This is a genomic window from Streptomyces pactum (genome assembly GCF_002005225.1).
Taxonomy (GTDB): Bacteria; Actinomycetota; Actinomycetes; order Streptomycetales; family Streptomycetaceae; genus Streptomyces; species Streptomyces pactum_A.
The window spans coordinates 2,103,018-2,129,011 of record NZ_CP019724.1 but is presented as its reverse complement, the minus strand read 5'-3'; the positions used below and the strand labels follow the sequence as shown (position 1 = coordinate 2,129,011).

Below are 25,994 nucleotides of genomic sequence, written 5' to 3'. Positions count from 1 at the left end.
CGTGACGTACGACTCGCTGGTCAACCACGGCGACTACCTCTCGCCCCACTATCTCGCCGAGGTCCTCCCCAAGGATCTCAAGGCGAAGGACGGCCTCCTCTCCCGCTGGGCCGCCTTCGAGGAGGACGAACGCCGCCGCCACGCCGACGCCGTCGCCGAGGCCGATCGCCAGGGCCTCGGCCGCGACTCCGTACCGCCGCGCGGCCGTACCCCCCGCGAGGGCCTGCGCGCCCTGCACGGCCCCTACTTCGCGGGCCGCGCAGCCCTCGCCAAGGACGCGGAAACCCTCGCCGAACCCGGCGCTCCCCAGCCCGAGGGCTGGCGCAAGCGCTTGACCGAATCGCATCTGGACACCCTGCACGCCCTCGGCTATACCGCCGCGCACGAGCAGCTCGTCACCGTCCACCGCACCGACCACGCGTACGCCGTCCAGGTCGTTCACGCCGAACCGGGCCTCTACGCGGTCTCCTGCGGCTGGACCACCCAGCCCGACGCCGCCCTCGACCCGGACGGCGCCGGCCGACTGCTCCACCCCGTGACACTGGAGCAGTCGGCGCCAACCCTCCAGGACGCCAAGGCCCTCACCGACTTCCTCTTCGCCTGCGACGCGCCTCCGCGCTACGTCCTCCTGCTCGTCGGCGGCGTCATCGTCCTCGCCGACCGCCTCGCCTGGCCAGAGGGCCGCTACCTCGCCGCCGACCTCGACGCGGCCCTCCACCGCCGCGACGACCGCCACGGCGGCGAACTCGACACACTCGCCGCCCTCTTCGGCGCCGACGCGCTGCGCGTCCCGACCGAGGGCGGCACCGCCCCCCTCGCCTCCTTCGTCGACCGGTCCGGCAAGCACGCCGTCGGCGTCTCCACCGAACTCCGCGAGGGGCTGCGCCTGAGCGTCGAGTGGATCGCGAACGCCGCCCTGGAACGCCTGCGCGACCCCGAGAACGGCATCACCCCCGCCGACCTCGACGACCCGGCGCGCCTCGCCAAGGAACTCAGCCGAGAGTCCCTGCGCTACCTCTACCGCATCCTGTTCCTGCTCTACGCGGAGGCCAGCCCCACCCTCGGCATTCTGCCCTCCGACTATCCCGAGTACGAGCAGGGCTACGGCCTCCAGCGCCTCGGCGATCTCGTCCTGCGCGACCTCGTCGGCGAGCGCTCCCGGCGCGGCTTCCACCTGTACGAGTCGCTGGACCTGCTCTTCGACAAGGTCGAGAAGGGGCACCGCCGCTACGGCACCGAGCCCGAGGACCTGGCCGCCGAGGCCGCAGCCCGCGAGGCCGCCGAGGCGGAGCGGGAGGCGGCGCGGCTCCTCGCGGCCGGCGAGATCACCCCGGCCGAGCACACCGAACGCGTCCGCGAGGCCGACCGCGCCCGCCGCGCCGCCGCCCGCAGCACGAGCGCGGGCCTGCGCTTCGAGGCCCTGCACTCCGAGCTGTTCACCAAGGACGCCGTACGCCTCATCGCCAACGACCGCATCGAGAACCCCGCCTACCGGGGCGGCGAAGGGGAGAAGCGGCGCCCGTTCCTGGACACCCGGCTGCGCAACGAGACGCTGCACAAGGTGCTGCGCCGCCTGATGCTCACCAAGGGCCGGGGCAAGGAGCGCGGCGGCTTCATCTCGTACGCCCAGCTCGGCATCAACCAGCTCGGCGCGGTGTACGAGGGCCTGATGTCCTACACCGGTTCCATCGCCGAGGAGGAGCTGTACGAAGTCGCCAAGAAGGGCGACGCCTCGGGCGGCAGCTGGACGATCCCCGCCTCCCGCGTCCAGCACTACGACGACAAGGTCTTCGTCACCCGGACGGACGAGGAGACCGGCCGCAGGGACCGCGTGGTCCACCCCACGGGTTCGTTCGTCTACCGCCTGGCAGGCCGCGACCGCCAGACCTCCGCCTCCTACTACACCCCGAAGTCCCTCACCGAGGTCACCGTCGAACTGGCCCTCAAGCACCGGCTGGACCAGCACGGCACCGTCACCCCGGCCAGGGAGCTCCTGGCCTGGACGATCTGCGAGCCGGCCCTCGGCTCCGGCGCCTTCCTCAACGAGGCCATCGACCAAGTGGCCGCCGAGTACCTACGGCGCCGCGAACGCGAGCTGGGCCGCCGCGTCGACCCCGAGCTGCGACAGCTCGAACTCCAGAAGACCAAGGCCTACATCGCCCTGCACAACGCCTATGGCGTCGACCTCAACGCCACTGCGGTGGAACTGGCCGAGGTCTCCCTCTGGCTCAACTCCATGCACCCGGGCATGCGGGCCCCCTGGTTCGGCCTGCACCTGCGGCGCGGCAACTCACTCATCGGCGCGGGCCGCAAGGTCTACAAGGCGGACGCTCTGCCGGGCGGCGGGTGGCTGGCGAAGAAGAACACCCTCCCGCCGACCGACCTGCCCTTCCGCGCCGGCCCGCTGCCGGACGGCGCGGTCCACCAGTTCCTGCTGCCCGCCATCGGCTGGGGCGCGGTCGCGGCAGAGACCGAGGCGAAGAAGCTCGCGGAGGACGCGGCCAAGGCGCTGGGGGCGTGGCGCAAGGGCGTCCAGAAGGCTCCCAAGGCGCCGAAGCCGTTCCAGGAGCGCGGCGCCGAGACCGCCGAGGTCCGGCAGAAGCGCTACGACCGGTGGCGCAAGGCCGCGGACAAGACCGAACTCGGCCGGTTGCAGGCCCTGGCCCGCCGCGCCGAGTTCCTGTGGTCGCTCGTCGCGACGCGCCTCGAACTCTCCGAGCGGGCGGTCTCCCGCCGTATCGACGTGTGGGGCGCGGACTGGCTGGAGCAGACCTCGCGGGCGGAGGCGGAGGACAAGCAGAAGGTCCTCGACGACCTCACCCGCCACGGCACGCCGTACTGGCGCCTCAAGACCGTGATGGACGCGTGGTGCGCGCTGTGGTTCTGGCCGCTGGACAAGGCAGGCGAACTCGACGGTACGGACCCGGTGTACGAGACGGGCGGCACGCTGGTCGACGAGTCGTCGGTGGCGGGGCTGCTCGTCTCCGCCGTGCGGCCCGTGGAGCCGGTGGAGTCTCCCGTGGACCGTCGCTTGTGGCGGGCGGCCGGGCTGTTCGACCATCCGGACGGTGAGCAGGGCGAGTTGGGCGCGGTGGACGAGGAGGCCGGCCTGGAGACCCGGGGCAAGCGCGGTACGACGGGCCGCGAGGCCCGGATCACCGACCCGCGCCGGCCGTGCATCCCCTTGCGGAACATGGGGGACTGGCTGGACTTCCTGGAGGCCCTCCTCGGCACCAGGGACCCGGAGGGCTCGCCCCTCGAAGGCATCGAGGACATGCCGGTGGACCGGGCACTGGAGTTCCTGTCGGACATCGAGGTACGCCTCGACGGCATCCTCGGCATGGACGCGCCCGGCCGCCTGCCGTTCCGTTTCCCCTGGCTGAACACGGTCGAGGACATCGCGGGCACGACGGAGAAGGACATAAAGGCGGAGGACGGCCACGGCTTCTTCCACTGGGAGCTGCACTTCGCGCATGTGTTCCGGGGGCCGGGGGGTGGGTTCGACCTTCAGGTGGGGAATCCGCCTTGGGTACAGCCAGAGTGGCTGGAGAGCCAGGTATTGGCAGAGGCTGACCCATGGTTCGTACTTGCGGAGCAACCTCCGGCGACGGAGCGGCGTGAGAAGAAGGATGCACTGCTGGGGGATGCTGGGGCACTCAGGTACTACCTGCGTGAGTTGGCAGCGATCAGCGGGGTCTCTGAGATGCTGGGGTCGTCTGCCGCTTACCCGGTGCTTGCCGGAACCCGCCCAGACCTCTACCGAGCCTTCATGAGCCAGGTCTGGGACCACCTTGGCCAGGGTGGTATGGCGGGCCTCATCCATCCGGACACCCATTTCGGAGGCGTAAAGGACGGGCGGCTGCGTGGCGAAGCCTATCGGCACCTGCGGCTGCACGCTGGCTTCATCAACGTCGGCAACTGGGCCTTCGAAGCAAGCCGGAACACTGAGTTTGGCGTGCACATTTACGGCAGCCGCCGAGAAGCGATCCGGTTCAAGAATCTCAGTCGCTTGTACGGCGTTGAGCCACTAGCGGCGTCTCTGGCTCACGACGGCCATGGCGAGGTGCCCGGCATGCGGCATGCCGGGACTTGGGACCTGCGCCCGCACAAGGCGCGAGTCATCGAGATCAACGATTCTGTGTTGTCGGAATGGCGACGACTGACAGGGGACATGGGCATCCCTGAGTATCAGGCTGCGTTGCTTCAACCGACCACCACGGGGGAACAGGGGGCGATTGAGGCCCTGTCAGCTGTTGGTGAGCGCCTTGGGCGGCATGAGCCGCGCATCAGCCAGGGCTACAATGAAACAAACGCCAGGAAGGACGGGTTCATTGCCTGGTCCACAACCCAACCAGGCTCGCTGTCCGAGCTGGTCCTTCAGGGGCCGCACTTTGGCATCGCTACTCCGATCAGCAAACAGCCGAAGGTGCCGTGTCGAGGCAATCACGACTGGACGAGCTTTGACCTAACCTCTCTTCCAGCGGACGCCGTACCAAGGACGAACTACGTCCGCCCCGAGTCGTGCTCGCTCAAGAGGTACGAAGGCGAACAAAACCGCTGGCTGGACCGAACGCGGCTCAGGGCGGACTGGCAGCCGAGCACTGAAGAATGGGCGGGCCGCAGCGAAATTCTGGCAGAGGAGGAGCTGGAGCTGGGTGAGGTCGAGCAGCGAGAGCTACTGCGTCAACGGGTGTGGGTCTTCCAGCCCTATACGACGTTCTATCGTCTGGCCTGGCGCGTCATGATCCCGTTCAATACCGAGCGAAGCCTGTTTCCAGCCCTTATTCCGCCAGGTCCGGCGCATGTGGACGCCGTCAGCTCAATGGCCTTGGCAGACAACCGGGGTACTGCCTTGAACGCGGGCTTTTGGGCGTCATTGACGTTCGACTACCTACTTCGCATCACTGGTCGTTCGCACCTACGTGTCGCCGAGGCCCTTGCAATGCCCTACGCCGACCCTGCTCATCCCCTCGCTAGTCCTCTCCTCCTGCGTACTCTTCGCCTCAACTGCCTTACCGACGCCTACGCGCCCCTCTGGGATGAGCTTTATGATGCGACCTGGCCCGGCTACGAGGACTGGGCGGTGGAATGGCCCCACCTTGCGTCGCTGGCCAGCGGGATCACGACGGAATGGGGATACGGCACCCCTCTCCGCACCGAGTATGAGCGTCGAGCTGCCCTCGTGGAGATCGATGGCCTGGTGGCGGTGTGGCTCGGAATGAGCGCAGACGAGCTGATCGCCATCCACAAGGCGCGGTACGCGATCCTCGCTGACCGGGAGTCAAAGATGTGGTTCGACGCCAACGGTCGCCAGTTGGCCAAAGACCCGTATGCCCACGGTCGTGGCCAGACCAAGGACCACTACGAGCAGTTCCTCGCCTACCAGAAGAAGGGCCGCTCCGAGCCTCCCGAGGGCTACACCGCCCCCTTCTACAAGGCCGAGCGCGAGAAGGAAATGCGCGAGGCGCACGCCTACTTCACCGCGCGGCTACGGGAAGCCACGGACAAGGGCAAGTGAACGGCAGCGCCCCGCGTCGGACGGCTCCGGCGCGGGGCGAGAGGGTCAGTTCTGGGCGGCGTAGGAGACGAAGTCGCTCCACGCGGCGGGGGAGAGGGCGAGTTCGGGGCTCCGCTGGTCCTTGGAGTCCCGGACGTGGATCACGTGCGTGCCGTTCGCCACCTCGATGCAGGCGTCACCGTCGGAACCGCTGTAGCTGCTCTTGAACCAGGCCAGTTCGGACGTGCTCATAGCGCTCCTCGCAGTTGCTTCAGCAGGCCTCTGGAGTCCTCGGGGGTGAGGGCCTGCGAACGCAGTGTCGCATACCGCTGGAGCATGATGCTGACCTCTTTGGGGTCCGGAATCAGCATGCCGCCGCGCTGTCCCTCGGCGTAGCCGAACCACTTGTTGTCCGGTGACTCCAGAAGCATCAACGGGCCGTCAAATCCCGCGTGATCCGGCTGGTATCGCGGCATGACCTGCAACTCGACGTTGAACTGCGACGACCGCTCCAAGAGGCTGTCGAGCAGTTCTCGCGTCACGTCGGCTCCGCCCGTGCCGCGTTCCACAAGTGCCTGCTCGATGACGAAGCTGAACGAGATCGGTGGCCTGCGCGCGAACAGTTGCTGGCGGTCCAGCCGAGCCGCGACCTGCTTGGCCACCTGCTCCTCGTCCTTCACGGGCGGCACGCTCTCGGTCACGGCACGCGCGTACCGTTCGGTCTGAAGCAGGCCTGGAACCACTCGGCAGTCGTAGGTCCACAAGGTGACCGCCTGTGCCTCCAGCCGAGCCCACTGCCGGAACCAACTGGCCAGCCCCGCCTGCCGCGACAGATGCGGCGCGGCCCGCCGCAGCGCTCCCGTGTTGCCGAGGGCCTCCTCCGCGCGCTCCACGAAGTCCCGGTCCGGCATCCGGCGGCCCTGTTCGACCGAGGCGACCGTGTGTCTGGAGAAGCGGACCAGGCCGCCGAACTCCTCGCGGCTCAGGCCCGCGTGCTCCCGCAGGGCCTGGACGACCGCGCCGAACGTGCGCAGACTGTCCGACGCCCCCGGTTCCGCGCTGCCCGCCCCCGTACCGCCGTCCGTACATTCGTAGGCCACCGTCGGCCACCTCCCGCGCACCCAGCACGCCCGTGCCGCTTCTGACTCGGCTCTATCGTCACGCCGAGTGACACGTACTGTCCACCAAATGTGCGCGTACGCTGACTCTGCGTACGCGGACCGCTGCTGGTATACCTCCTGATTCGCCGCCACATTGGGCATATGACACCACCGTCCACCCCCGCGGCCGATCAAGAACCCGTCACCGTACGTGTGTTCGTCCAGCGGTTCAGCTCCACCCCGCGCGGGGCCCGCCTCGCCCGTCGGCTCGTCCTGCACCAGCTCGACACCTGGGGCGTCCCGCACGGAAGTGAGGCGTCCGACACCGCCGCCCTGCTCGTCGCGGAACTCGCCGCCAACGCCGTCACGCACGGCCGGGTTCCCGGCCGGGACTTCGAGGTCACCGTCAAGCTCGTCGGCCGGACCCTGCGTATCGAGGTCTCCGATACCCGGGGTGAGCTCCGGCCCCCGGTTCCCGGCGTCGCCCGCCCCGAAGCGGGGCCGCTCTCGGAGAACGGCCGGGGCATGCTCCTCGTGGAGGCGCTCGCCGACCGCTGGGACGTGCTCGATCGCGTCCCCGTCGGCAAGACGGTCGTCGCCGAGCTGGACCTGTCGCGCTGACAGGCGGGAAGGCCCGTCTATAGGCTGGACCGGTTACGGCATTGGGCAGCGGCGAAGGGCTACGGCGACCATGACGGACCTGGAGGGCGGTACCGGTGGTGAGAGCGCCGGGCGGGACCGGTCCGTGCGGCGCCGAGGGTACGCCACGGCGGCGGACATCGACGAGCCGGATGCCCTCGGCATGCCGCTGGGGGTGCCCGTCGAAGTCGGCTCCGACGGCCGGCCGACCGGCGTGGAACTGGAGCTGCCGGACGACGAGGAGGGCGAGGACGGTGACGACGACTCCTCCGCGCCGTTCCAGCCGGACAGCATCAGGATCCGCACGCAGACCACCACCGTGGACCTCCTCCTCTCCCGCCTCCGGGAGGGCATGATCGACCTCGCGCCGGACTTCCAGCGGCGGGCCGGGATCTGGAGCGACCGCAGGCAGAGCCGTCTGATCGAGTCGCTGCTGCTGCGCATCCCGATCTCCAACCTCCACATGGCCCAGGGCGACGCGGACAAGTGGGCCGTGGTGGACGGCGTGCAGCGGCTGACCGCTGTCGCCCGTTTCATGGAGCCGGGACTCACGGGCCTCAGCCCGTTGACCCTGCGGGGCCTGGAGTACCTGTGGAGGTTCAACGGCAACACATATCAGGACCTGACCGGGCGACTGAAGATCCGGCTGCGCGAGACGCAGATCACCGTGCACATCCTGGAACAGGGCACGCCGGAGGCCGTCAAGTACAACGTGTTCTCCCGGATCAACACCGGCGGCGTGCCGTTGAAGCCGCAGGAGCTGCGGCACGCACTGGTGCCGGGACCCGTCCGGGACTACCTCGCCGACTTGGCCGAGCACCCGGCGTTCGGCGAGGCCACCCGCTGGAGCGTGTCCAACGAGCGGATGGCCGACCGGGAGATGGTGCTGCGCTTCCTCGCCTTCCGGATGAGTAGTCCCTCGAAGCACACCGAGAGGGACTTCGACAGGTTCCTCATCGGCGCAATGGAAAGGGTCAACGAACTCCCCGATCATCGGCGGGAGCAGTACGCCCGGGAGTTCCGGGCGGCCATGCGGTGCGCGCAAGAACTGTTCGGCGAGCACGCCTTCCGCAAGTGGGATGGTGGGGAACGCAGTTCCCCAGTGATCAACAAGGCGCTGTTCGAGACAATCTCCGTCACTCTCGCCCTTCTTGACGATCACGGGCGGGCGCGGCTGGTAGCTTCTCGGTCGAAGGTCCTCGACAGGTTCTTCGTGCTCATGAACAACTGGGACTTCGACCGGGCGATCTCCGTGGGCACCGGGAACCCGGCGAAGATCCGCACGAGATTCCAGCACGTAGAGCCAGTGTTCCGAGGGGTGGCCGAACAGTGATCGACCGACTGACGCTGCGCAACTTCAAGGCATTCCAGGACATGTCGCTTCCGCTCGGTCCCCTCACTCTCCTCACGGGGCTGAATTCTTCCGGCAAGAGCAGCGTCCTCCAGGCAATCGCCTTGCTGCGCCAGTCCTACGAGGCGGGCGACCTGGAGGCCTCCCGGTACCTGCCCGAGGCGCGGAAGTCCGGCCTGCGTACCACCGTCGCCAATCAGGGCTTCCTCCTCAACGGTGAACTCGTCGGCCTCGGCACCGGAGAGGATGTGCTGTGCGAGGGCGACGCACTGTCGGACGAGACCCGGATCGCCCTCGCCGTCGACGAAGGCCCGTACCACTACGGCTGGACCGTCGAGTACGAGGCCGGACAGAACCTGCTGCCCCTGCTCGGCGTGGAACTGCCACTTGACTCGGAGGGCGTCGCCGCGCCCGTCGGGCCCGAGGCCGTGACGCCCGCGTTCCTCACCGCCCCCTTCCAGTACTTGCACGCCGACCGGATCTCGCCTGCCGAGTTCTACCCGCGCGACCACCACGCGGCCATCGGCCGCGGCTTCCTCGGCGTACGCGGTGAGCACACCGTCAACTTCCTCCGCCACCATGCCGACGACCCGGTGCCCGAGGGGCCCCTGCACCATCCGCGTGCCCGGTCCGCCGTGCTGCGCCACCAGGTCGCCGCATGGATGGGCGACCTGTGCCCGGGGGTGAACGTCCAGGCCGACGCCATCGAGGGCGCCGACGCGGTACTCCTCTCGTACGACTTCCAGGGGCCGCTCGGTCGCACTCGTCGCCGACGCCCCGGCAACGTCGGCTTCGGCCTCACCTACGTCTTGCCGATCGTGGTCGCCTGCCTCACCGCCCGGCCCGGTTCCCTGGTCCTCCTGGAGAACCCGGAGGCACACCTCCACCCCCACGGGCAGACCCGGATGGCCGCGCTCGCAGCCGCGGCCGCCGCGCAGGGGGCCCAGGTGATCACGGAGACGCACAGCGACCACGTCATCAACGGCGTGCGGCTCGCCGTGAAGCAGGGGCACAGCGCCCCCGAACAGACGGTGTTCCACTACTTCCGCAGCGTCGGCACCGGCGTGGAGGTCGTCAGCCCGCGGGTCAACCCTGCAGGCAAACTCGACCAGTGGCCCGACGGGTTCTTCGACGAGCTGGAGAACACGCTCGACCAGCTCATCGCCTGATACCCGCCTGGGGAGGGCGGAGTCGAGGCGCACACATCATCGCGGAGGGGGACACGTGCCGCAGCTGTTCCTGAACGAGAAGTCCTGCGAGACGACGGCCGAGCCGGACCGTGTCAACCGGGCCATGAGCACCATGGTTGAGGCCGTCCTCGCCATCGCCAGGGAAGACCCCAAGGGCACGGCGCTGGTCACCCACGCCAGCTCCCTGATGGCTTTACAGCTGGCCCAGGGACATCCCATCAGCAAGTGGATGGGCGCCCCGGACACCAAGGACCTGCGCGTCCTGCTGAAGAAGCTGGAGGACAAATCGCCCTACGAGACGGTCTTCCCCGAGGGCGAGACCTTCTCCGACGTCGCGTGTCGGCACGACGGCGATCCGGTGGACGGGCTGCGCTACGCGCATCTGCTGGGCGGCATCGGCATCTCCCTCCCGCTGGAAGCTCGTTGGAACGCCGACACGCTCACCCTGGTGCGGGAACAGCTCGTGGACGACGAGGACACGGGGTCCGTGCTCACCGAGGTCGAGGTCAGGCACGTCGCCGGCACCGAGCACGTCGCGCCGCACCTGCCCTGGATCCGACGCGGTGCGGACGCCGGCCGGCAGAAGGCGGTCCAGGGCCTGCGGTCCGGTGCCGAACTGTGGCGCCTGCGCTCGGACCTCTTCCCACTGCTCCAGTTCACGACGCTGGCTGAGCAACACTTCACCGAGCTGCCGGAGACGTGGGTGCGACCGGTGGGTGAGCGGCTCGGAGAACTGCAGGACGCGGTCGGCGACTGGGACCAGGCCCTGCGGCCCATCTGCCCCCAGTGGCGTTCCTACGTGCGCACCGAGTTCGAGAACCGGCGGCGCCTGTGCTGGTTCGAGGACACCGACGGCGAGACGCGTCTGTTCGACTGGCACAGCGAGTTCCTGCCGGAGCGGGGGCGCATGCCGGGCCGCCTGCACTTCCGCCTGCTCCACGAGGAGCGCACCCTGCGCATCGCGTACGTCGGGCGGAAACGCGGCAACAGATGATCCACCCCGGAGCCCGCCCGGCCGCCCCGGCTAACGTAGGCCCCTGACCGGCCGCTCACCGGCCCCACCAGCACCAAGGAGGACCGCGCGTGCGTCCCACCCTCGCCGCCGACCAGGTACGGGCCAGCCTGAGCCAGTACCTCGCGACGACGTACGCGCTGGCCGACGAGAGCACCCGCCGCGCCCTGGAGAACTTCCTCGGCGACCCCGAGGACGGCATCTTCCGCGGCCCCTACCTCCGCGTCCGCACCCCCTTCCGCACCGCCGTGGGCACGGACTGGAAGCGGCATCTGACCTGGCACCCCGAGCTGACCCCGTACCGGCACCAGGAAGCCGCCTGGGAGCGGCTGTCGACCCTGCACGGCCCGGCCCGGCCCACCCTCGTCACCACCGGCACCGGATCCGGCAAGACCGAGTCGTTCCTGGTCCCGATCCTCGACCACTGCTACCGCCAGCGGCTGGCCGGGCGGAAGGGCGTCAAGGCGATCCTGCTCTACCCGATGAACGCCCTGGCCACCGACCAGGCCCACCGCATCGGCGAGCGGCTGAACGACCCGAAGGACACCCGGCTGCGGGACGCCGGGGTGGGCGCCGGGCTCTACATCGGGGACCGGCCGTCCCAGGAGTTCAAGCAGGCCAATCCGGCGATCACCGTGGACCGGGACGAGATCCGGCGGACCATGCCGGACATCCTGATCACCAACTACAAGATGCTCGACCTGCTCCTGCAACGGCCCGAGGACCAGCGGCTGTGGCAGGACTCGGCGCTCGCCTACGTCGTCCTCGACGAGTTCCACACCTACGACGGCGCCCAGGGCACGGACGTCGCCATGCTGCTGCGCCGCCTCGGCTCGGTCACCGGGCTCGCCGAACCCGGACGGCCACTGGGGCCGGTCTGCCCCGTCGCCACGTCGGCCACCCTCGGCGAGAACGGCACCGGCGCCACCGACAGCGGTGCGCGGGGCCCGGCGGCCCGCCCCGGCAGCGGCCCCGGCATGCTGGAAGTCGCCGAGCAGGTCTTCGGTGTGCCGTTCCCGCCCGACGCGGTCGTCGGGGAGGACCGGCGCTCCACCAGGGACTTCACCGGCGAGAGCGACTTCAGCCTGCCGTTCCCCTCGCCCCACGAGGTCGCCGGACTCGGCGACCCCACCCGCGACCCGGGCGCGATGGACGACCTCGTCACCGCCTTCTCCGGGCTGAGCGGGCCGAGCCCGGAGGACCTCGGGGCCGTGCTGCGCCGGCACCGGCTGACCGCCGCCGTCCTGGAGATCCTCGACGGCACGCCCAGGACGATCTCCGAGATCACCGAGGTCCTGCCCCGCTACGCCTACCACTGGGGCATGGCCGTACAGCAGCAGCCGCGTGTCGCCGCCCAGGGCCTGGCCCGGTACATCGCCCTCCTGTCGTACGCCCGAGACCCGGACCACCCCGGACGGCCGCTGCTGTCCATCGAGATCCACCACTGGGTACGCTCGGTCTCCCGTGTGCTGCGGGGCATCAGTGCGGCCCGCGCCGAGTTCCGCTGGGACGACGAACGGGTGACCTCCGGCGGTGCGCTGACCCGCAAGGTCCCCGGCCCGGCCGCCCGGCCGTCCCCGTACGACGGGGAGGGACCCGCCGTACCCCTCGACGCCGCCGAGCAGGCCGCCGTACCGGCCGACGACAGCGCGCCGCCGCCCGCCGAGGTTTTTCTGCCGGCCGTGTTCTGCCGCGAGTGCGGACGCTCCGGCTGGGCCGCGTACTCGCCCGAGGTAGACCCCGCCGAGCTCGAACTGAACGCCACGAAGATCCGCCGCGCCTCCGTCGGCCGGGACAAGCGTCGGGTGCGCAACATGATCGCCGCGACTCCGCGAGAGGTGCACGAGGCCGCCTTCGGGGCGGGGGCGGAGCGTCGGCGCGGCGGCCCCTCCGTCATGGTGCTGGAGGGCCACGGCGGGCGGCTTCGGCCCCTGTCACCCGACGCCGACTTCACCGCCCCGACGGACGGCGAGGGACCGCGCCGGCCACGCACCCTCCACAACGCCGCGTTCGTCCACGCCGACCTCGACGGCGACCGGGCCGCCGAACGCGACCAGTGCCCCGCCTGCCGCACCTTCAACTCCGTCCGCTACCTCGGCACCGGCCTCGCCGCGCTCGCCGCCGCCGCCGTCACCCAGCTCTTCACCGGCGGCGAACTCGACAAGAACCTGGGGGAGGACAAGACCCTCCTCTTCAACGACTCCGTACAGGACGCCGCCCACCGCGCCGGATACGTCGCCAGCCGCTCGTACACCTTCTCACTCCGTGCCCTGCTCGCCAGCCGTATCGATGAGGACGAGCCGATCACGCTGAACGACCTGGCCGCCGACCTGATCGCGGACGTCGTCGACAGCAAGGCCGTACAGGCCGCCGTCATCCCGCCCGACCTGCACCTGGTCAGGGGTGTGGACACGCTGCTCTCCGGCCGCAGCCGCGGCTCCCGGCCCACCTGGGAACTGATCGCGCAACGCCTGGCGTTCGCCACCGTGATGGAGTTCGGCCTGCGCTCCAGGCAGGGCCGCACCCTGGAACTGACCCGCACCGTCGCCGCCGACGTGCCCCTCCAGGACCCCGACGCTGTGGCGGAACTCGTACGGGAGACACTGCTCACCACGCCGGGAGAAATCGCCCTGCCCGACGGGTCCGTGCCCGGATACGACCGGCATATCGGCTTCGTCCGGGGCCTGTTGGAGCGCATGCGCATCCGGGGAGCCGTCCGGCACGCCTGGCTGGACCCCTGGCTGGACCAGGCCGGGGTCCGTCGATGGGCGATCTGGGGCGGACGCGAGAACGGGATGCCCGCCTTCCCCCGGGGGGTCTCCGCGCCCGCCTTCCTGCTGGGCAGCCCCAAGCAGGGCAGCGAGGACTTCGACGTCCTCACCGGACGGCTCGGCTGGTACCAGGACTGGGCCGTACGCTCCCTGGGCCTGCGCCCGGAGGCCGCCGCCACGTTCCTGAGCCGGCTGCTGCCCGCGCTCGCCGAGATCGGTGTCGTCTCCGCGCGCACCGCGCTCGACGGCGCCACCCGCGTCTACGGACTCCAGCCCGGCCACATCCGGGTGCGCAGACTCGCCGACGACACGCTGCCTGACGCCACCGCGCACTGCCCGCGCTGCTTCTGGGAACAGACCATCCACCCCGACCTGGCCGGCCAGTGGCACGGTCAGCCCTGCCCCCGCTACCGCTGCGGCGGCACTCTCGGCACCGGCCGCGACCTGGACAGCGGACTGAGGCAACGGGACTACACCGACGACTTCTACCGGCGCATGTACCGCGAGGCCGGCGTCTTCACCATCAACACCGCCGAACACACCGGCACCCTCAGCCGCGCCCGGCGCGAGGCGGTCGAGAAGGCCTTCCGCGACGGCACCCGCGTCCACTACGCCAACCCGCAGGTCCTGTCCTGCACCCCCACCCTCGAACTCGGCATCGACATCGGCGACCTCTCGGCGGTCGTCCTCGCCTCACTGCCCAAGGGACCGGCCAACTACATCCAGCGGGTGGGCCGCGCGGGCCGCTCCACCGGCAACGCCTACCTGCTCACCATGGTCGACCGGGGGCCGCGCGACCGCTACTACCTCGAAGAACCCCGCCTCATGATCGCCGGGGAGGTTCGGCCGCCCGGCTGCTACCTGTCCGCGGCCGAGATCCTGCGCCGCCAGTACCTTGCCCACCTCCTCGACCTCGCCGGCGCCGGACGGCTGACCGCCCCCGACGGGACACCGCTGCGCCCGCTGCCCGGGCGGGCCACAGAACTGTTCGGCGCCTCTGCCTGGCAGGCCGACTTCACCGAGGCCGCGCTGGCCGACGGCGAACGACTCGTCCGGGGCTTCCTGGACCTGTTCCCTCCGTACGACGAGAGCCGCGGCACGGGCGTCAGCCCGCAGGCCCGTACCGCCCTCACCGCCTACGCCACCGACCCCGGCGAGGAGGGACTGGCCGGCGCTCTGGTCGCCGCGTGCAGGCGCTGGGAGGAGCGCCGCGCGGACCTCCAGCGCCGCACCGAGGCCATCGACCGGGCGCACGGGCTGCTCGTCGCCGGCGACCCCGACCACGCACGGCAGGGGCGCGAGTTGCGGGCCGAGCGGCGCGAGGTGGGCCGCATCTCCCGGGAGATCAGCCGCACCACCGCGCACGGCGCCCTGGTCGACCTCGGCCTGCTGCCGAACTACAGCCTCATCGACTCGGCCACCGAGCTGGAGGCCACCCTCACCTGGACCGAGAAGACCGACGACGGCGGCCGCGAGAACCACAGCAAGACCCTCCGCCACAGCCGCCCCGCCCGCCTCGCCCTCACCGAGTTCGCGCCCGGCAACCACTACTACGTCCAGGGCTACAAACACCGAGTCACCGGAGTGGACATCGGCGGGCCCGGCCGCCCGGCCTGGCTCTGGTGGCGCGTGTGCCCCGACTGCGGCCACGTCCGCACCCACCTCGCCGAGGACGACGCGTCCCCCTGCCCTCGCTGCCGGTCCGCGGCCATCGGCGACGTCGGCTGCCTGCACAAGGTGCTCGTGCCGCGCCGCGTCACCTCCCGGGACGAACGCGACGACGTCCGCGTCCGCGACGACAGCGACGAACGGGAGCGGCGCCACTACACCGTCGTTCCCGCCGTCGACATCGACGCCGACGACATCGAACAGGCCTGGAAGCACGAACACGCCACCTTCGGCTGGGAGTTCACCCGGCAGGCGCACGTCCGGCATCTCAACGTCGGCGCCGCCCGCGTGGACGGCGGCGCGGACACCACCTTCGCCGGACAGGAGGTCCGCCTCAACCCCTTCTGGGTCTGCGATGCGTGCGGCTACGCCGACCCGGACGGCGGACCCGCCGCGCACGACGCCGGTGACGCGTCGGCACACGCCAAGTACCACCGGCCGTGGTGTCCCAGACGGCGCGCCGGAGCCGACGCCGTACGACGCGGCGAGCGGGTGCTGCTCGCCCACGAACTGCGCACCGACGCACTGCGCGTCCTCATCCCCGCCGTCACCGCGCACACCCGGGAACGGCTCGCGTCCTTCAAGGCGCTGCTGCTGGCCGGCATCGCGCGCAGCTACGGCGGCGACCCCGACCACCTCGCGGTCGTCACCGACTCCATGCCCGAGGAACGCGGTGAGACCCCGCTCCGCCGCCACTTCCTCGTCCTGTACGACACGCTCCCCGGCGGCACCGGCTACCTGCACCGCCTCGCCGGCCGGGACGGTCTCAAGGGTGTCCTGGACGACGCCCGGCAGGTGATCGAGACGTGCGTGTGCGTGGGCCAGGGCCGGTCCGCGTGCCACCGCTGCCTGTTGCGGCACGTCACCGACGGCGAGTACGAACTCGTCTCCCGCGAGCACGCCCTCGACATGCTCGGCGACCTCTTCGGCCGCACCGCGGACCACTGGAGCGTCGGACCGGTCGCCACCACCCGGGACATCACCCTGGTGCACCAGGTGGAGAGCGAGCTGGAGGCACTCTTCCGGCGCGGGCTGCTCGAATGGGCCGAGCGGGTGGACGACGTCAGCGTCCGCACCGCTCTCACCGCCGACGGCACCCGGGACACGACCCTGCGCTTCACCGCACCCGACGGCACCGTCCGCGGCTGGCAGATGGAAACCCAGACCCCGCTCGACTACACCCGGCCGGACGTGGTCTTCCGCAGCACCGACGACGACCGCCGGGTCGCCGTCTACCTCGACGGCTACCGCTACCACGCAAGCCCCGAGCACCTCACCGCCGAGGCCGACGCGGTCAAGCGCACCCGGCTGCGCGCGGAAGGCTGGCAGGTCTTCCAGCTCACCTGGGACGACGTACAGGCCTGGACCGGCCGGACCACGCCCCGGGCCGACCCGCCGTGGAAGCCGTACCCGAACACCGCGCAGAAGACAGCCATGGACGTCCACCGGCGCATGCACGCCGGAGACACCCGCGACCTGCCGAGGCTGGTGTGGGCCAACCCGGTCGAGACGCTGATCGGCTACCTCACCGACCCCGACCCGGACGCCTGGCGGCGCCGCACCCAGAGCGCCCTCGCGGGCTTCGCCGCCGTGTCGGCGACCAGCAGGGCCCTGGCCGCAGGCAAAGAGACCGGGCTCAGGATCAGCGAGGCGCTGCACGGTCACCGGCTGGCGCAGGGACAGGGCGCCGTCCAGGTCATGGCGACGCGGGACGCCTCGGGGTGCCCTCTCACCATCGCGCTCGACCTGCGCGGGGGCCAGAGCGCGGCCGCCTGGACGGCACTGACCGTCCTCGACGACAGCACGGACACGGTCGACGCCGACGAGACCGCCCACCGCAGACGCTGGCAGGCTTGGCTCTACTGGAGCAATCTTCTCCAGTTTCTCGACTTCGGGGAGGGCGACGGGGTTCAGCTCACGACCGGCATGCTGCCCGGATTCGACCCGGCCGAGCTGGCCGTCACCGGTGGCACCGGATGGCTCACCTCCCGGCGACACCGGCACGAACCCGCGGCGGACGGAGCACAGCCGGTCGCCGGGCAGCAGTCGGCCGCGCCGGGGCAGGACGCCGAGGGGGCCTCCGCCGCCGTGCGCGACCCCGCCTGGGACGAAGTCATCGAGTACCTCGTCGACGAACCCGGCCTGCCCGCCCTCGCCGGGGCTCTCGCCGACCGGGGCCTGCCCGCGCCCGAGGCCGGCTACGAGCTGGGGACGGCCGCCTGGCCCGCCGAACTCGCCTGGCCCGGCCCCCGCGTGGGCATCGTTCTCGCACACCGCCCGGACCCGGCCACCCGGCGCGACATCGAAGCCGAAGAACGGGACCGGGCCTACCGGGACGCGGGCTGGCAGGTCCGTACCGCGGCGGAATGGGACGTCGACGAACTCGCCGCGCTGGCCGGCCACGACGCGGACAGAGCAGCGCACCACTACGAGGAGAACGAGCGATGACGGTCACCGGCGCGCCGAGGACGGGCGTGACGCTGCGCCTGCTGGACAAGGCCGACAAGGAGATCGTCAAACTGGACCGCGCGGTCCTCGGGGCGTTCTACAAGTTCCAACACGACTTCCGCCGCAACCCCGACGCCGGCGGCTTCGACCTCAAGCAGTTGGAAGGCCACGACCGTCTCTGGTCGGCACGCGTCAACCGCGAGTGGCGGGCCCTGATGATCCGCCTCGGCGGTGACGACTGGCTGCTCGTCTCGGTCAAGCACCGCAGCCACGTCCACAAGAACCTGGACCGGCTCAACTACGGCATCAACCACATCACCGGCGCCATCGAATACGTCGACCTCCAGGTCGTCGAGGAGAGCGTGCTGCGCCGCGGACTCACCCCGCCCGCCGCTCCAGTCCCGGCTCCGACGCCCGTGCCCGCCCCGGAACCGGCCCGTCCGAAGCCGTCGGAGGAGCCGGAAGGGCTGGAGGAGCCGGAGAAACCCCTCTTCGGGGCCTACACCGACGAGGAACTCGCCGATCTCGGCGTCGCCGAACCGCTCATCCCCATCGTCCGGAAACTCACCACGGACGACGAACTGCTCGGCCTCGCCGAGTATGCGCCCCGCCACACCGGGGAAGTCCTCCTCCGGCTGCGCGACGGTGCTTCCTACGAAGAGGTCATGGACGAGGTCACCGCGCCCGTCGCGGTCGAAGAGCCGGAGCGCAACCTCGACTCCGCCGACTGGCAGGCAGCCGTCGACCGCTCACAGACCGTGGCGATCACCGACGATGAATTCCTGCAGAGCATCCTGGAGGAGGGCGACTTCGGGCGCTGGAAGATCTTCCTCCACCCCACCCAGGAGAAGCTGGTCCACCGGCGCTACTCCGGCCCGGCCCGGGTCGGTGGTGGCCCGGGAACGGGCAAGACCATCGTCGCCCTCCACCGTGTCTGCCATCTGGTGCGACAGCTCCCGCCCGGCCACACCAAGCCTGTCCTGTTCACCACGTTCAACCGGAATCTTGCCGCCGACCTCCGCTCCCGGCTCCTCTCCCTCGGCGGACCCGACGTACTGGCCAGGGTCGACATCGCACACGTGGACCAACTCGCCACCCGCATCGTCAGCGAGGCCGACCCGGGCAACGCCAAGCGGCGCATCGACGACACGACGGCGCTCCGCGAGTGGCGGGACCTGCTGGTGGAGGCGGGAGAGACCCGTTGGAGCGCCGAGTTCCTCAGCGACGAATGGAACCAGGTCATCCTCGGCCAGGCCGTGGCCTCCCGGAGCGACTACTTCACCGTCCGGCGCGCCGGCAGGGGGCGCAGCGTCACCCGCGCCGAGCGCGTCGGCATCTGGCAACTCGCCGAACGCTTCACGCAACGGCTGGAGACCAAAGGGCTGGAGACCCACCGCCAGGTCGCCGAACGGGCGGCGCGGCTAGAGATGACCCGAAAGGCGAAGATCGACAGTCGGTCACGGGAACGCGAGGACCGGAGCGGCCTGGACAACCTCCATGTCGAGGCCGGTTCCGGTGCCCGGCTGCGCCACCGGTACCGGCACATCGTGGTCGACGAGGCCCAGGACCTCAGCGCCGCCCACTGGAAGATGCTGCGTGCCATGGCGCCGTCCGAGGCCGACGACATGTTCCTCGTGGGCGACACGCACCAGCGGATCTACGACAACCAGGTCACCCTCGGCAGCCTTGGCGTCCACATCCGGGGCCGGTCCTCCCGGCTGACCCTCAGCTACCGCACAACCCGGGAGATCCTCCGCGACGCGATCCGGGTGCTGGGCGACGCCGACTACGACGACTTGGACGGTGACAGCGACACCCTCGCCGGGTACCGCTCGGTCCTGCACGGCCCGGTCCCGTCGTTGCGCGGTGCGCGGAGCTGGGACGAGGAGATGGACCTCGTCGTGCAACAACTGCGGGCCTGGCACGACGTGCCCCGCGAGTCCACGGCGATCTGCGTCCCGACCAACGACATGGTCACCCAGCTCGCCGAACGCCTTGCCCGGCACGGCATCACCCCGACCGAGATCACACAGGACGGGCCGCGCGGCGACCAGGGCGTGCACATCGGCACCATGTACCGCTTCAAGGGGCTTGAGTACCGCTGCCTGGTCATCGCCGGGGTGGCCGAGGGCCTCGTTCCCCGCGCCTCCGTGGACACGTGGGAGCACACCGACCCGAGCCGCCACCGGCGAGAGCTGCACCGGGCGCGTTCGCTGCTCTTCGTCGCGGCCACCCGCGCCCGTGACGCCCTGGCCATCACCTGGCACGGAGAACCGAGTCGCTTCCTGGCGCCGCTGCTCCCGCCCCGAAGCGATACCTGAGGCGGACACTGAGCGCAGTTGCTGTGGCTACATCCAGGTGTCTGGCCGAGACTCTGAATCCGGAGATCACAAAAAGTTTGCTATACCAGGCTGACTTCGATCTCCGATGCAGGCAGTCTGATGCCCGGCGCCGAGGCTCGGGAGCGCGAAAAGTACCACCGACGGTACAGACTTTCACCCTCTGTGCGGAGACTCCGGCGCCCGATGCGAGGAGGCGACTCAATGGGTTGGATAGCCGTGGGGTGCGGGGCCGTCTTGGCGCTGTGCGTGATGCGCATTCTGCTCCGGCAGGTACGAGGAATTCTTCTTGACGGAAGTGCTCTCGTCCGTGCTTGGGGGGATTCGTAACCGTTGTGAGAGGCGCGAGGCGGGCTACTCGCCGTTGAGATGCGGTGCATGTGCGCGTGTTCCGGACAGTCGTGAGTGGGGGCTAGTCGCCAAATATGCCCATGTCTTTCGTCCGATGACTGGGAGGGCGATTTACGAGGTGGTGTGGCCGCACGGCGTGCCACCTGTGAGGACTTGGGGATACGGGGAGCCGAGCGCGATCACATCCGCCGGAGCCGCGTGTGCAGCCCGGCATGGCCATCATGCAGCCGCCCGGGCGCGGGAGGGGAGCTACGGGAAGGCCTCTTCCCATACGACGCACGGCTGCGGCCGACGAGGGTGCGCAGCGCTGGCCTCAGCTCGAGGAGCAGGTCCTGGTTGAGGTAGCGGGGCGGATCGTCGTGCGGCCCCTCGTCCAGGGTGGTGCGGTAGCAGGCCCATACGCTGGGGCGCGGCTTGCCCAATTTGTACAGGTCATCCCCGACCAGGCCCTGTGCCAATGGCAACTCGGTAGTTCCCTGGGGCGGGCCGTGCAACTCGTCCCGCTCCTCCGGCAGACGCCGTAAGAACTTCTCCCGTACAGCGCGAGATCCTCGGCGACCGCGTCCGCATTTCCTCGGTCCGACCCAAAAAGTCCCAGAGAAGTCCCACAGATGGAGCCGAGTCCCCTCCTGGCTTGCATACGTGCAGGTCAGGAGAGGATTCGCGCTACCTTTTCCTAGAACTTTCAGATGTCCCGGAAGATCTCGATCTGCGCCCCGATCGAGTTCAGCCGCTCCGCCAGGTCCTCGTACCCGCGGTTGATGACGTAGACGTTGCGCAGGACGGACGTGCCCTCGGCCGCCATCATCGCCAGCAGGACCACCACGGCGGGGCGCAGGGCCGGCGGGCACATCATCTCGGCGGCGCGCCAGCGGGTGGGGCCCTCGACCAGGACGCGGTGGGGGTCCAGCAACTGGAGGCGGCCGCCGAGGCGGTTGAGGTCGGTCAGGTAGATGGCGCGGTTGTCGTAGACCCAGTCGTGGATGAGGGTCTGGCCCTGGGCGGAGGCGGCGATGGCCGCGAAGAAGGGGACGTTGTCGATGTTCAGGCCCGGGAAGGGCATGGGGTGGATCTTGTCGATCGGCGCTTCGAGTTTGGAGGGGCGCACGGTCAGGTCCACCAGGCGGGTGCGGCCGTTGTCGGCGCAGTACTCGGGCGTGCGGTCGTGGTCGAGGCCCATCTCCTCCAGGACCGCCAGCTCGATCTCCAGGAACTCGATGGGGACGCGACGCACCGTCAGCTCCGACTCCGTCACCACGGCCGCGGCCAGCAGGCTCATCGCCTCGACCGGGTCCTCGGAGGGGGAGTAGTCCACGTCGGCGTCGATGACCGGCATGCCGTGCACGGTGAGGGTGGTGGTGCCGATGCCCTCCACTCGCACGCCCAGGGCCTCCAGGAAGAAGCAGAGGTCCTGGACCATGTAGTTGGAGGAGGCGTTGCGGATGACGGTGACGCCGTCGTGCCGGGCGGCCGCGAGGAGCGCGTTCTCGGTGACCGTGTCGCCCCGCTCGGTCAGCACGATCGGGCGGTCCGGGCGCACCTGACGGTCGACCACCGCGTGGTAGTGGCCCTCGGTGGCGGCGACGTCCAGGCCGAAGCGGCGCAGCGCGATCATGTGCGGCTCGATGGTCCGGGTGCCGAGGTCGCAGCCGCCGGCGTAGGGCAGCCGGAAGCGGTCCATGCGGTGCAGCAGCGGGCCGAGGAACATGATGATCGAGCGGGTGCGGACGGCGGCCTCGGCGTCGATGGCCTCCATGTCCAGCTCGGCCGGCGGCACGATCTCCAGGTCGGTGCCGTCGTTGATCCAGCGGGTGCGTACGCCGATGGAGTGCAGCACCTCCAGGAGGCGGTAGACCTCCTCGATGCGGGCGACCCGGCGCAGCACCGTGCGCCCCTTGTTGAGCAGTGAGGCGCACAGCAGGGCCACGCAGGCGTTCTTGCTGGTCTTGACGTCGATGGCGCCGGAGAGGCGCCGGCCGCCGACCACACGCAGGTGCATCGGACCCGAGTAGCCGAGCGAGACGATCTCGCTGTCCAGCGCTTCGCCGATGCGGGCGATCATCTCAAGGCTGATGTTCTGGTTGCCGCGCTCGATGCGGTTGACGGCGCTCTGACTGGTGCCGAGCGCCTCCGCGAGCTGTGACTGCGTCCAGCCACGGTGCTGCCGGGCGTCACGGATGAGCCTGCCGATGCGTACGAGGTAGTCGTCTGCCATGTGGTTGAGGCTATCTCAGATATGAGATGGCGCCTTCCGGGGGGTCCGCCCGAGTGACGGGCCGTCAATGCCGCCTCAATGATGCCTGGTCGAGCGGGTGCGCCGCCATCCGAAAGGTCCGGGCAAATCCATCGATGTCGTACGACGTCCCGTGCTGCTGCGGGTGTGGCGCGGGCCGTTTCGGCCGCCGGTCGTGATGGACCAGGAACGTTTGTTGATGTTCAGTCGTACTCCGGGGAGGATCCGGAAGCTCTTGCGGAACGTGAGGGGCATCGTGCCTCCTTCCGAGTCGCGCCGGGTGTTCCCGGCGCAAGTCGGATACCCCCGTTCCGCGTACTGATGGCCGCGCGGGTCACCCGGGAGGAGTCCCGGACGGGTTCCGGACGGGTCCGGGGCGGTCCTGGATGGTCCGGGGTGGGGTGCACGCCACACCGCGCCCGGGCATGACCGGCGCGCCCCCATGTACTAGAGTTATCTCGACATCGAGATATCTGCCGAGGCGCACCGCAGTCGCACGCCGCTATCGGGTCTGGGGGTAAGGGTTACCTAACTTAGCCCTACCTTAGCGGATCGGCCAGGGCGGCGTGGCGGCAGGATGCGGTGGTACGCGCACATAAATGAAGGAGACTGTCGTGTCGGCGAACAGCTTCGACGCCCGCAGCACACTGCAGGTGGGCGACGAGTCGTACGAGATCTTCCGGCTGGACAAGGTCGAGGGCTCCGCGCGCCTTCCCTACAGCCTGAAGGTGCTGCTGGAGAACCTGCTCCGCACCGAGGACGGCGCGAACATCACCGCCGACCACATCCGCGCCCTCGGCGGCTGGGACTCGCAGGCCCAGCCGTCGCAGGAGATCCAGTTCACGCCGGCCCGCGTGATCATGCAGGACTTCACGGGAGTGCCCTGCGTCGTCGACCTCGCCACCATGCGCGAGGCCGTCAAGGAGCTCGGCGGTGACGCGGCGAAGATCAACCCGCTGGCACCGGCCGAGCTGGTCATCGACCACTCCGTCATCGCCGACAAGTTCGGCACCAACGACGCCTTCAAGCAGAACGTCGACCTGGAGTACGGCCGCAACAAGGAGCGCTACCAGTTCCTGCGCTGGGGCCAGACCGCCTTCGACGAGTTCAAGGTCGTCCCGCCCGGCACCGGCATCGTCCACCAGGTGAACATCGAGCACCTGGCCCGCGTCGTCATGACCCGTGACGGCAAGGCCTACCCGGACACCCTGGTCGGCACCGACTCGCACACCACCATGGTCAACGGCCTCGGCGTCCTGGGCTGGGGCGTCGGCGGCATCGAGGCCGAGGCCGCGATGCTCGGCCAGCCGGTCTCCATGCTCATCCCGCGCGTCGTCGGCTTCAAGCTGACCGGCGAGCTGACCCCCGGCACCACCGCCACCGACCTCGTGCTGACCATCACCGAGATGCTCCGCAAGCACGGCGTCGTCGGCAAGTTCGTCGAGTTCTACGGCGAGGGTGTGGCGGCCACGAGCCTCGCCAACCGCGCCACCATCGGCAACATGTCGCCGGAGTTCGGCTCCACCGCCGCCATCTTCCCGATCGACGGCGAGACGCTGAACTACATGCGCCTGACCGGCCGCAGCGACCAGCAGGTCGCGCTGGTCGAGGCGTACGCCAAGGAGCAGGGCCTCTGGCTGGACCCGAAGGCCGAGCCGGACTTCTCCGAGAAGCTGGAGCTCGACCTCGCCACGGTCGTGCCCTCCATCGCCGGCCCGAAGCGCCCGCAGGACCGCATCGTCCTCGCGAACGCCGCCCAGCAGTTCAAGCAGGACGTCCGCAACTACGTGGACAGCGTGGACGAGGCCGGCCAGGAGTCCTTCCCGGCCTCCGACGCCCCGGCCGTCACGCCGAACGGCGCCCCGTCCAACCCGGTTCCGGTCACCGCCCCCGACGGCACGACCTACGAGCTGGACCACGGTGCGGTGACGGTCGCGGCCATCACCTCCTGCACCAACACCTCCAACCCGTACGTCATGGTCGCCGCCGCCCTGGTGGCCAAGAAGGCGGTCGAGAAGGGCCTGACCCGCAAGCCGTGGGTCAAGACCACCCTCGCCCCGGGCTCCAAGGTCGTCACCGACTACTTCGAGAAGGCGGGCCTGACCCCCTACCTCGACAAGGTCGGCTTCAACCTGGTCGGCTACGGCTGCACCACCTGCATCGGCAACTCCGGCCCGCTGCCGGACGAGGTCTCCAAGGCCGTCAACGACCACGACCTCGCCGTCACCTCGGTGCTCTCCGGCAACCGGAACTTCGAGGGCCGCATCAACCCCGACGTCAAGATGAACTACCTGGCGTCGCCGCCGCTGGTGGTCGCCTACGCGCTCGCGGGTTCCATGAAGGTGGACATCACCAAGGACGCCCTGGGCGCCGACCAGGACGGCAACCCGGTCTACCTGAAGGACATCTGGCCCACCGAGGCCGAGGTCAACGACGTCGTCGCCAACACCATCGGCGAGGACATGTTCTCCAAGTCCTACAGCGACGTCTTCGCGGGCGACGCCCAGTGGCAGGCGCTGCCGATCCCGACCGGCGACACCTTCGAGTGGGACGGCGAGTCCACCTACGTGCGCAAGCCCCCGTACTTCGAGGGCATGCGGATGGAGCCGGCCCCGGTCGAGGACATCGCCGGCGCCCGGGTGCTCGCCAAGCTGGGCGACTCGGTCACCACCGACCACATCTCCCCGGCCGGTGCCATCAAGGCCGACACCCCGGCCGGCAAGTACCTCACGGAGCACGGCGTCGAGCGCCGCGACTTCAACAGCTACGGCTCGCGCCGCGGCAACCACGAGATCATGATCCGCGGTACGTTCGCCAACATCCGCCTGCGCAACCAGATCGCGCCGGGCACCGAGGGCGGCTACACCCGCGACTTCACCCGGGCCGCCGAAGGTGACGGGGGTGCTCCGGTGTCGTTCATCTACGACGCCTCCCGCAACTACATCGAGCAGGGCACCCCGCTCGTCGTCCTGGCCGGCAAGGAGTACGGCTCCGGTTCGTCCCGCGACTGGGCGGCCAAGGGCACCGCGCTCCTCGGCGTCAAGGCCGTCATCGCCGAGTCCTACGAGCGCATCCACCGCTCGAACCTCATCGGCATGGGCGTCCTGCCGCTCCAGTTCCCGGAGGGCCAGACGGCCGACTCCCTCGGCCTGACCGGCGAGGAGGCCTTCTCCGTCTCCGGCGTCACGGAGCTGAACGAGGGCACCACCCCCCGCACGGTGAAGGTCACCACCGACACCGGTGTCGAGTTCGACGCGGTCGTCCGCATCGACACCCCCGGTGAGGCGGACTACTACCGCAACGGCGGCATCCTGCAGTACGTGCTGCGCAGCCTGATCCGCAAGTAGGCGGCACCGCGCGACAGCCGAGGGCCGTACCCCCGTCGCCGGGGGTAC

General features: G+C 70.0%; 12 protein-coding genes. 8 read left to right on the top strand and 4 right to left on the bottom strand.

Annotated elements, in window-relative coordinates:
* Window position 1 precedes the first annotated feature (1 nt).
* A complete protein-coding gene (locus B1H29_RS08815) occupies window positions 2–5,518 on the top strand; it encodes a hypothetical protein (protein WP_055419712.1) in 5,517 nt (1,838 codons plus the stop codon).
* A 45-nt stretch (window positions 5,519–5,563) separates the two neighbouring features.
* Here B1H29_RS08815 and B1H29_RS08810 read toward each other — a convergent pair whose 3' ends face one another.
* Window positions 5,564–5,749 carry a DUF397 domain-containing protein gene (locus B1H29_RS08810; protein ID WP_055419711.1) on the bottom strand — a complete coding sequence of 62 codons (186 nt, stop codon included), beginning with the start codon at window positions 5,747–5,749 and terminating at the stop codon, window positions 5,564–5,566.
* Entirely contained in the window at window positions 5,746–6,597 is an 852-nt protein-coding gene (locus tag B1H29_RS08805; RefSeq protein WP_055419710.1) for a helix-turn-helix domain-containing protein, read from the bottom strand. Before B1H29_RS08805 ends, B1H29_RS08810 begins: the two co-directional genes overlap by 4 nt.
* A gap of 162 nt (window positions 6,598–6,759) precedes the next feature.
* On the opposite strand from B1H29_RS08805, the gene B1H29_RS08800 reads away from it, so the two are divergent.
* The 6 genes from B1H29_RS08800 to B1H29_RS08775 all read left to right on the top strand — a co-directional run bounded on the left by B1H29_RS08800 (window position 6,760) and on the right by B1H29_RS08775 (window position 19,997).
* The gene (locus B1H29_RS08800) at window positions 6,760–7,218 is read left to right on the top strand and encodes an ATP-binding protein (protein ID WP_055419709.1); all 459 of its coding nucleotides are present in this window, start codon (window positions 6,760–6,762) and stop codon (window positions 7,216–7,218) included.
* Between the two features lie 70 nt (window positions 7,219–7,288).
* Entirely contained in the window at window positions 7,289–8,569 is a 1,281-nt protein-coding gene (locus B1H29_RS08795; RefSeq protein ID WP_055419708.1) for a DUF262 domain-containing protein, read from the top strand.
* A complete protein-coding gene (locus B1H29_RS08790; protein ID WP_055419707.1) occupies window positions 8,566–9,756 on the top strand; it encodes an AAA family ATPase in 1,191 nt (396 codons plus the stop codon). The genes B1H29_RS08795 and B1H29_RS08790 overlap by 4 nt, the downstream gene beginning before the upstream one ends.
* 55 nt (window positions 9,757–9,811) lie before the next feature.
* Window positions 9,812–10,771 carry a hypothetical protein gene (locus tag B1H29_RS08785; RefSeq protein WP_055419706.1) on the top strand — a complete coding sequence of 320 codons (960 nt, stop codon included), beginning with the start codon at window positions 9,812–9,814 and terminating at the stop codon, window positions 10,769–10,771.
* An 89-nt stretch (window positions 10,772–10,860) separates the two neighbouring features.
* Entirely contained in the window at window positions 10,861–17,676 is a 6,816-nt protein-coding gene (locus B1H29_RS08780) for a DEAD/DEAH box helicase (RefSeq protein WP_055419705.1), read from the top strand.
* Complete coding sequence (locus tag B1H29_RS08775) at window positions 17,673–19,997, top strand: UvrD-helicase domain-containing protein (protein WP_055419704.1); 2,325 nt, start codon at window positions 17,673–17,675, stop codon at window positions 19,995–19,997. Before B1H29_RS08780 ends, B1H29_RS08775 begins: the two co-directional genes overlap by 4 nt.
* A gap of 1,054 nt (window positions 19,998–21,051) precedes the next feature.
* On the opposite strand, the gene B1H29_RS08765 is transcribed toward B1H29_RS08775, so the two are convergent.
* Together B1H29_RS08765 and B1H29_RS08760 are read right to left on the bottom strand one after the other, a co-directional pair.
* A complete protein-coding gene (locus B1H29_RS08765) occupies window positions 21,052–22,581 on the bottom strand; it encodes a helix-turn-helix domain-containing protein (RefSeq protein WP_055419702.1) in 1,530 nt (509 codons plus the stop codon).
* A gap of 75 nt (window positions 22,582–22,656) precedes the next feature.
* Window positions 22,657–22,854 carry a DUF4236 domain-containing protein gene (locus B1H29_RS08760; protein WP_079160105.1) on the bottom strand — a complete coding sequence of 66 codons (198 nt, stop codon included), beginning with the start codon at window positions 22,852–22,854 and terminating at the stop codon, window positions 22,657–22,659.
* 359 nt (window positions 22,855–23,213) lie between these two features.
* Here B1H29_RS08760 and acnA point away from each other — a divergent pair, with 359 nt between their 5' ends.
* Window positions 23,214–25,946, top strand: a complete 2,733-nt coding sequence (gene acnA / locus B1H29_RS08755) for an aconitate hydratase AcnA (protein ID WP_079160729.1) — start codon at window positions 23,214–23,216, stop codon at window positions 25,944–25,946.
* Window positions 25,947–25,994 lie beyond the last annotated feature (48 nt).

Bases quoted from the DNA above. Each gene is read 5' to 3' on its own strand.
- B1H29_RS08765 (WP_055419702.1), bottom strand. From the start codon at position 22,581: ATGGCAGACGACTACCTCGTACGCATCGGCAGGCTCATCCGTGACGCC.
- B1H29_RS08800 (WP_055419709.1), top strand. From the start codon at position 6,760: ATGACACCACCGTCCACCCCCGCGGCCGATCAAGAACCCGTCACCGTA.
- B1H29_RS08795 (WP_055419708.1), top strand. From the start codon at position 7,289: ATGACGGACCTGGAGGGCGGTACCGGTGGTGAGAGCGCCGGGCGGGAC.
- B1H29_RS08810 (WP_055419711.1), bottom strand. From the start codon at position 5,749: ATGAGCACGTCCGAACTGGCCTGGTTCAAGAGCAGCTACAGCGGTTCC.
- B1H29_RS08760 (WP_079160105.1), bottom strand. From the start codon at position 22,854: ATGCCCCTCACGTTCCGCAAGAGCTTCCGGATCCTCCCCGGAGTACGA.
- B1H29_RS08775 (WP_055419704.1), top strand. From the start codon at position 17,673: ATGACGGTCACCGGCGCGCCGAGGACGGGCGTGACGCTGCGCCTGCTG.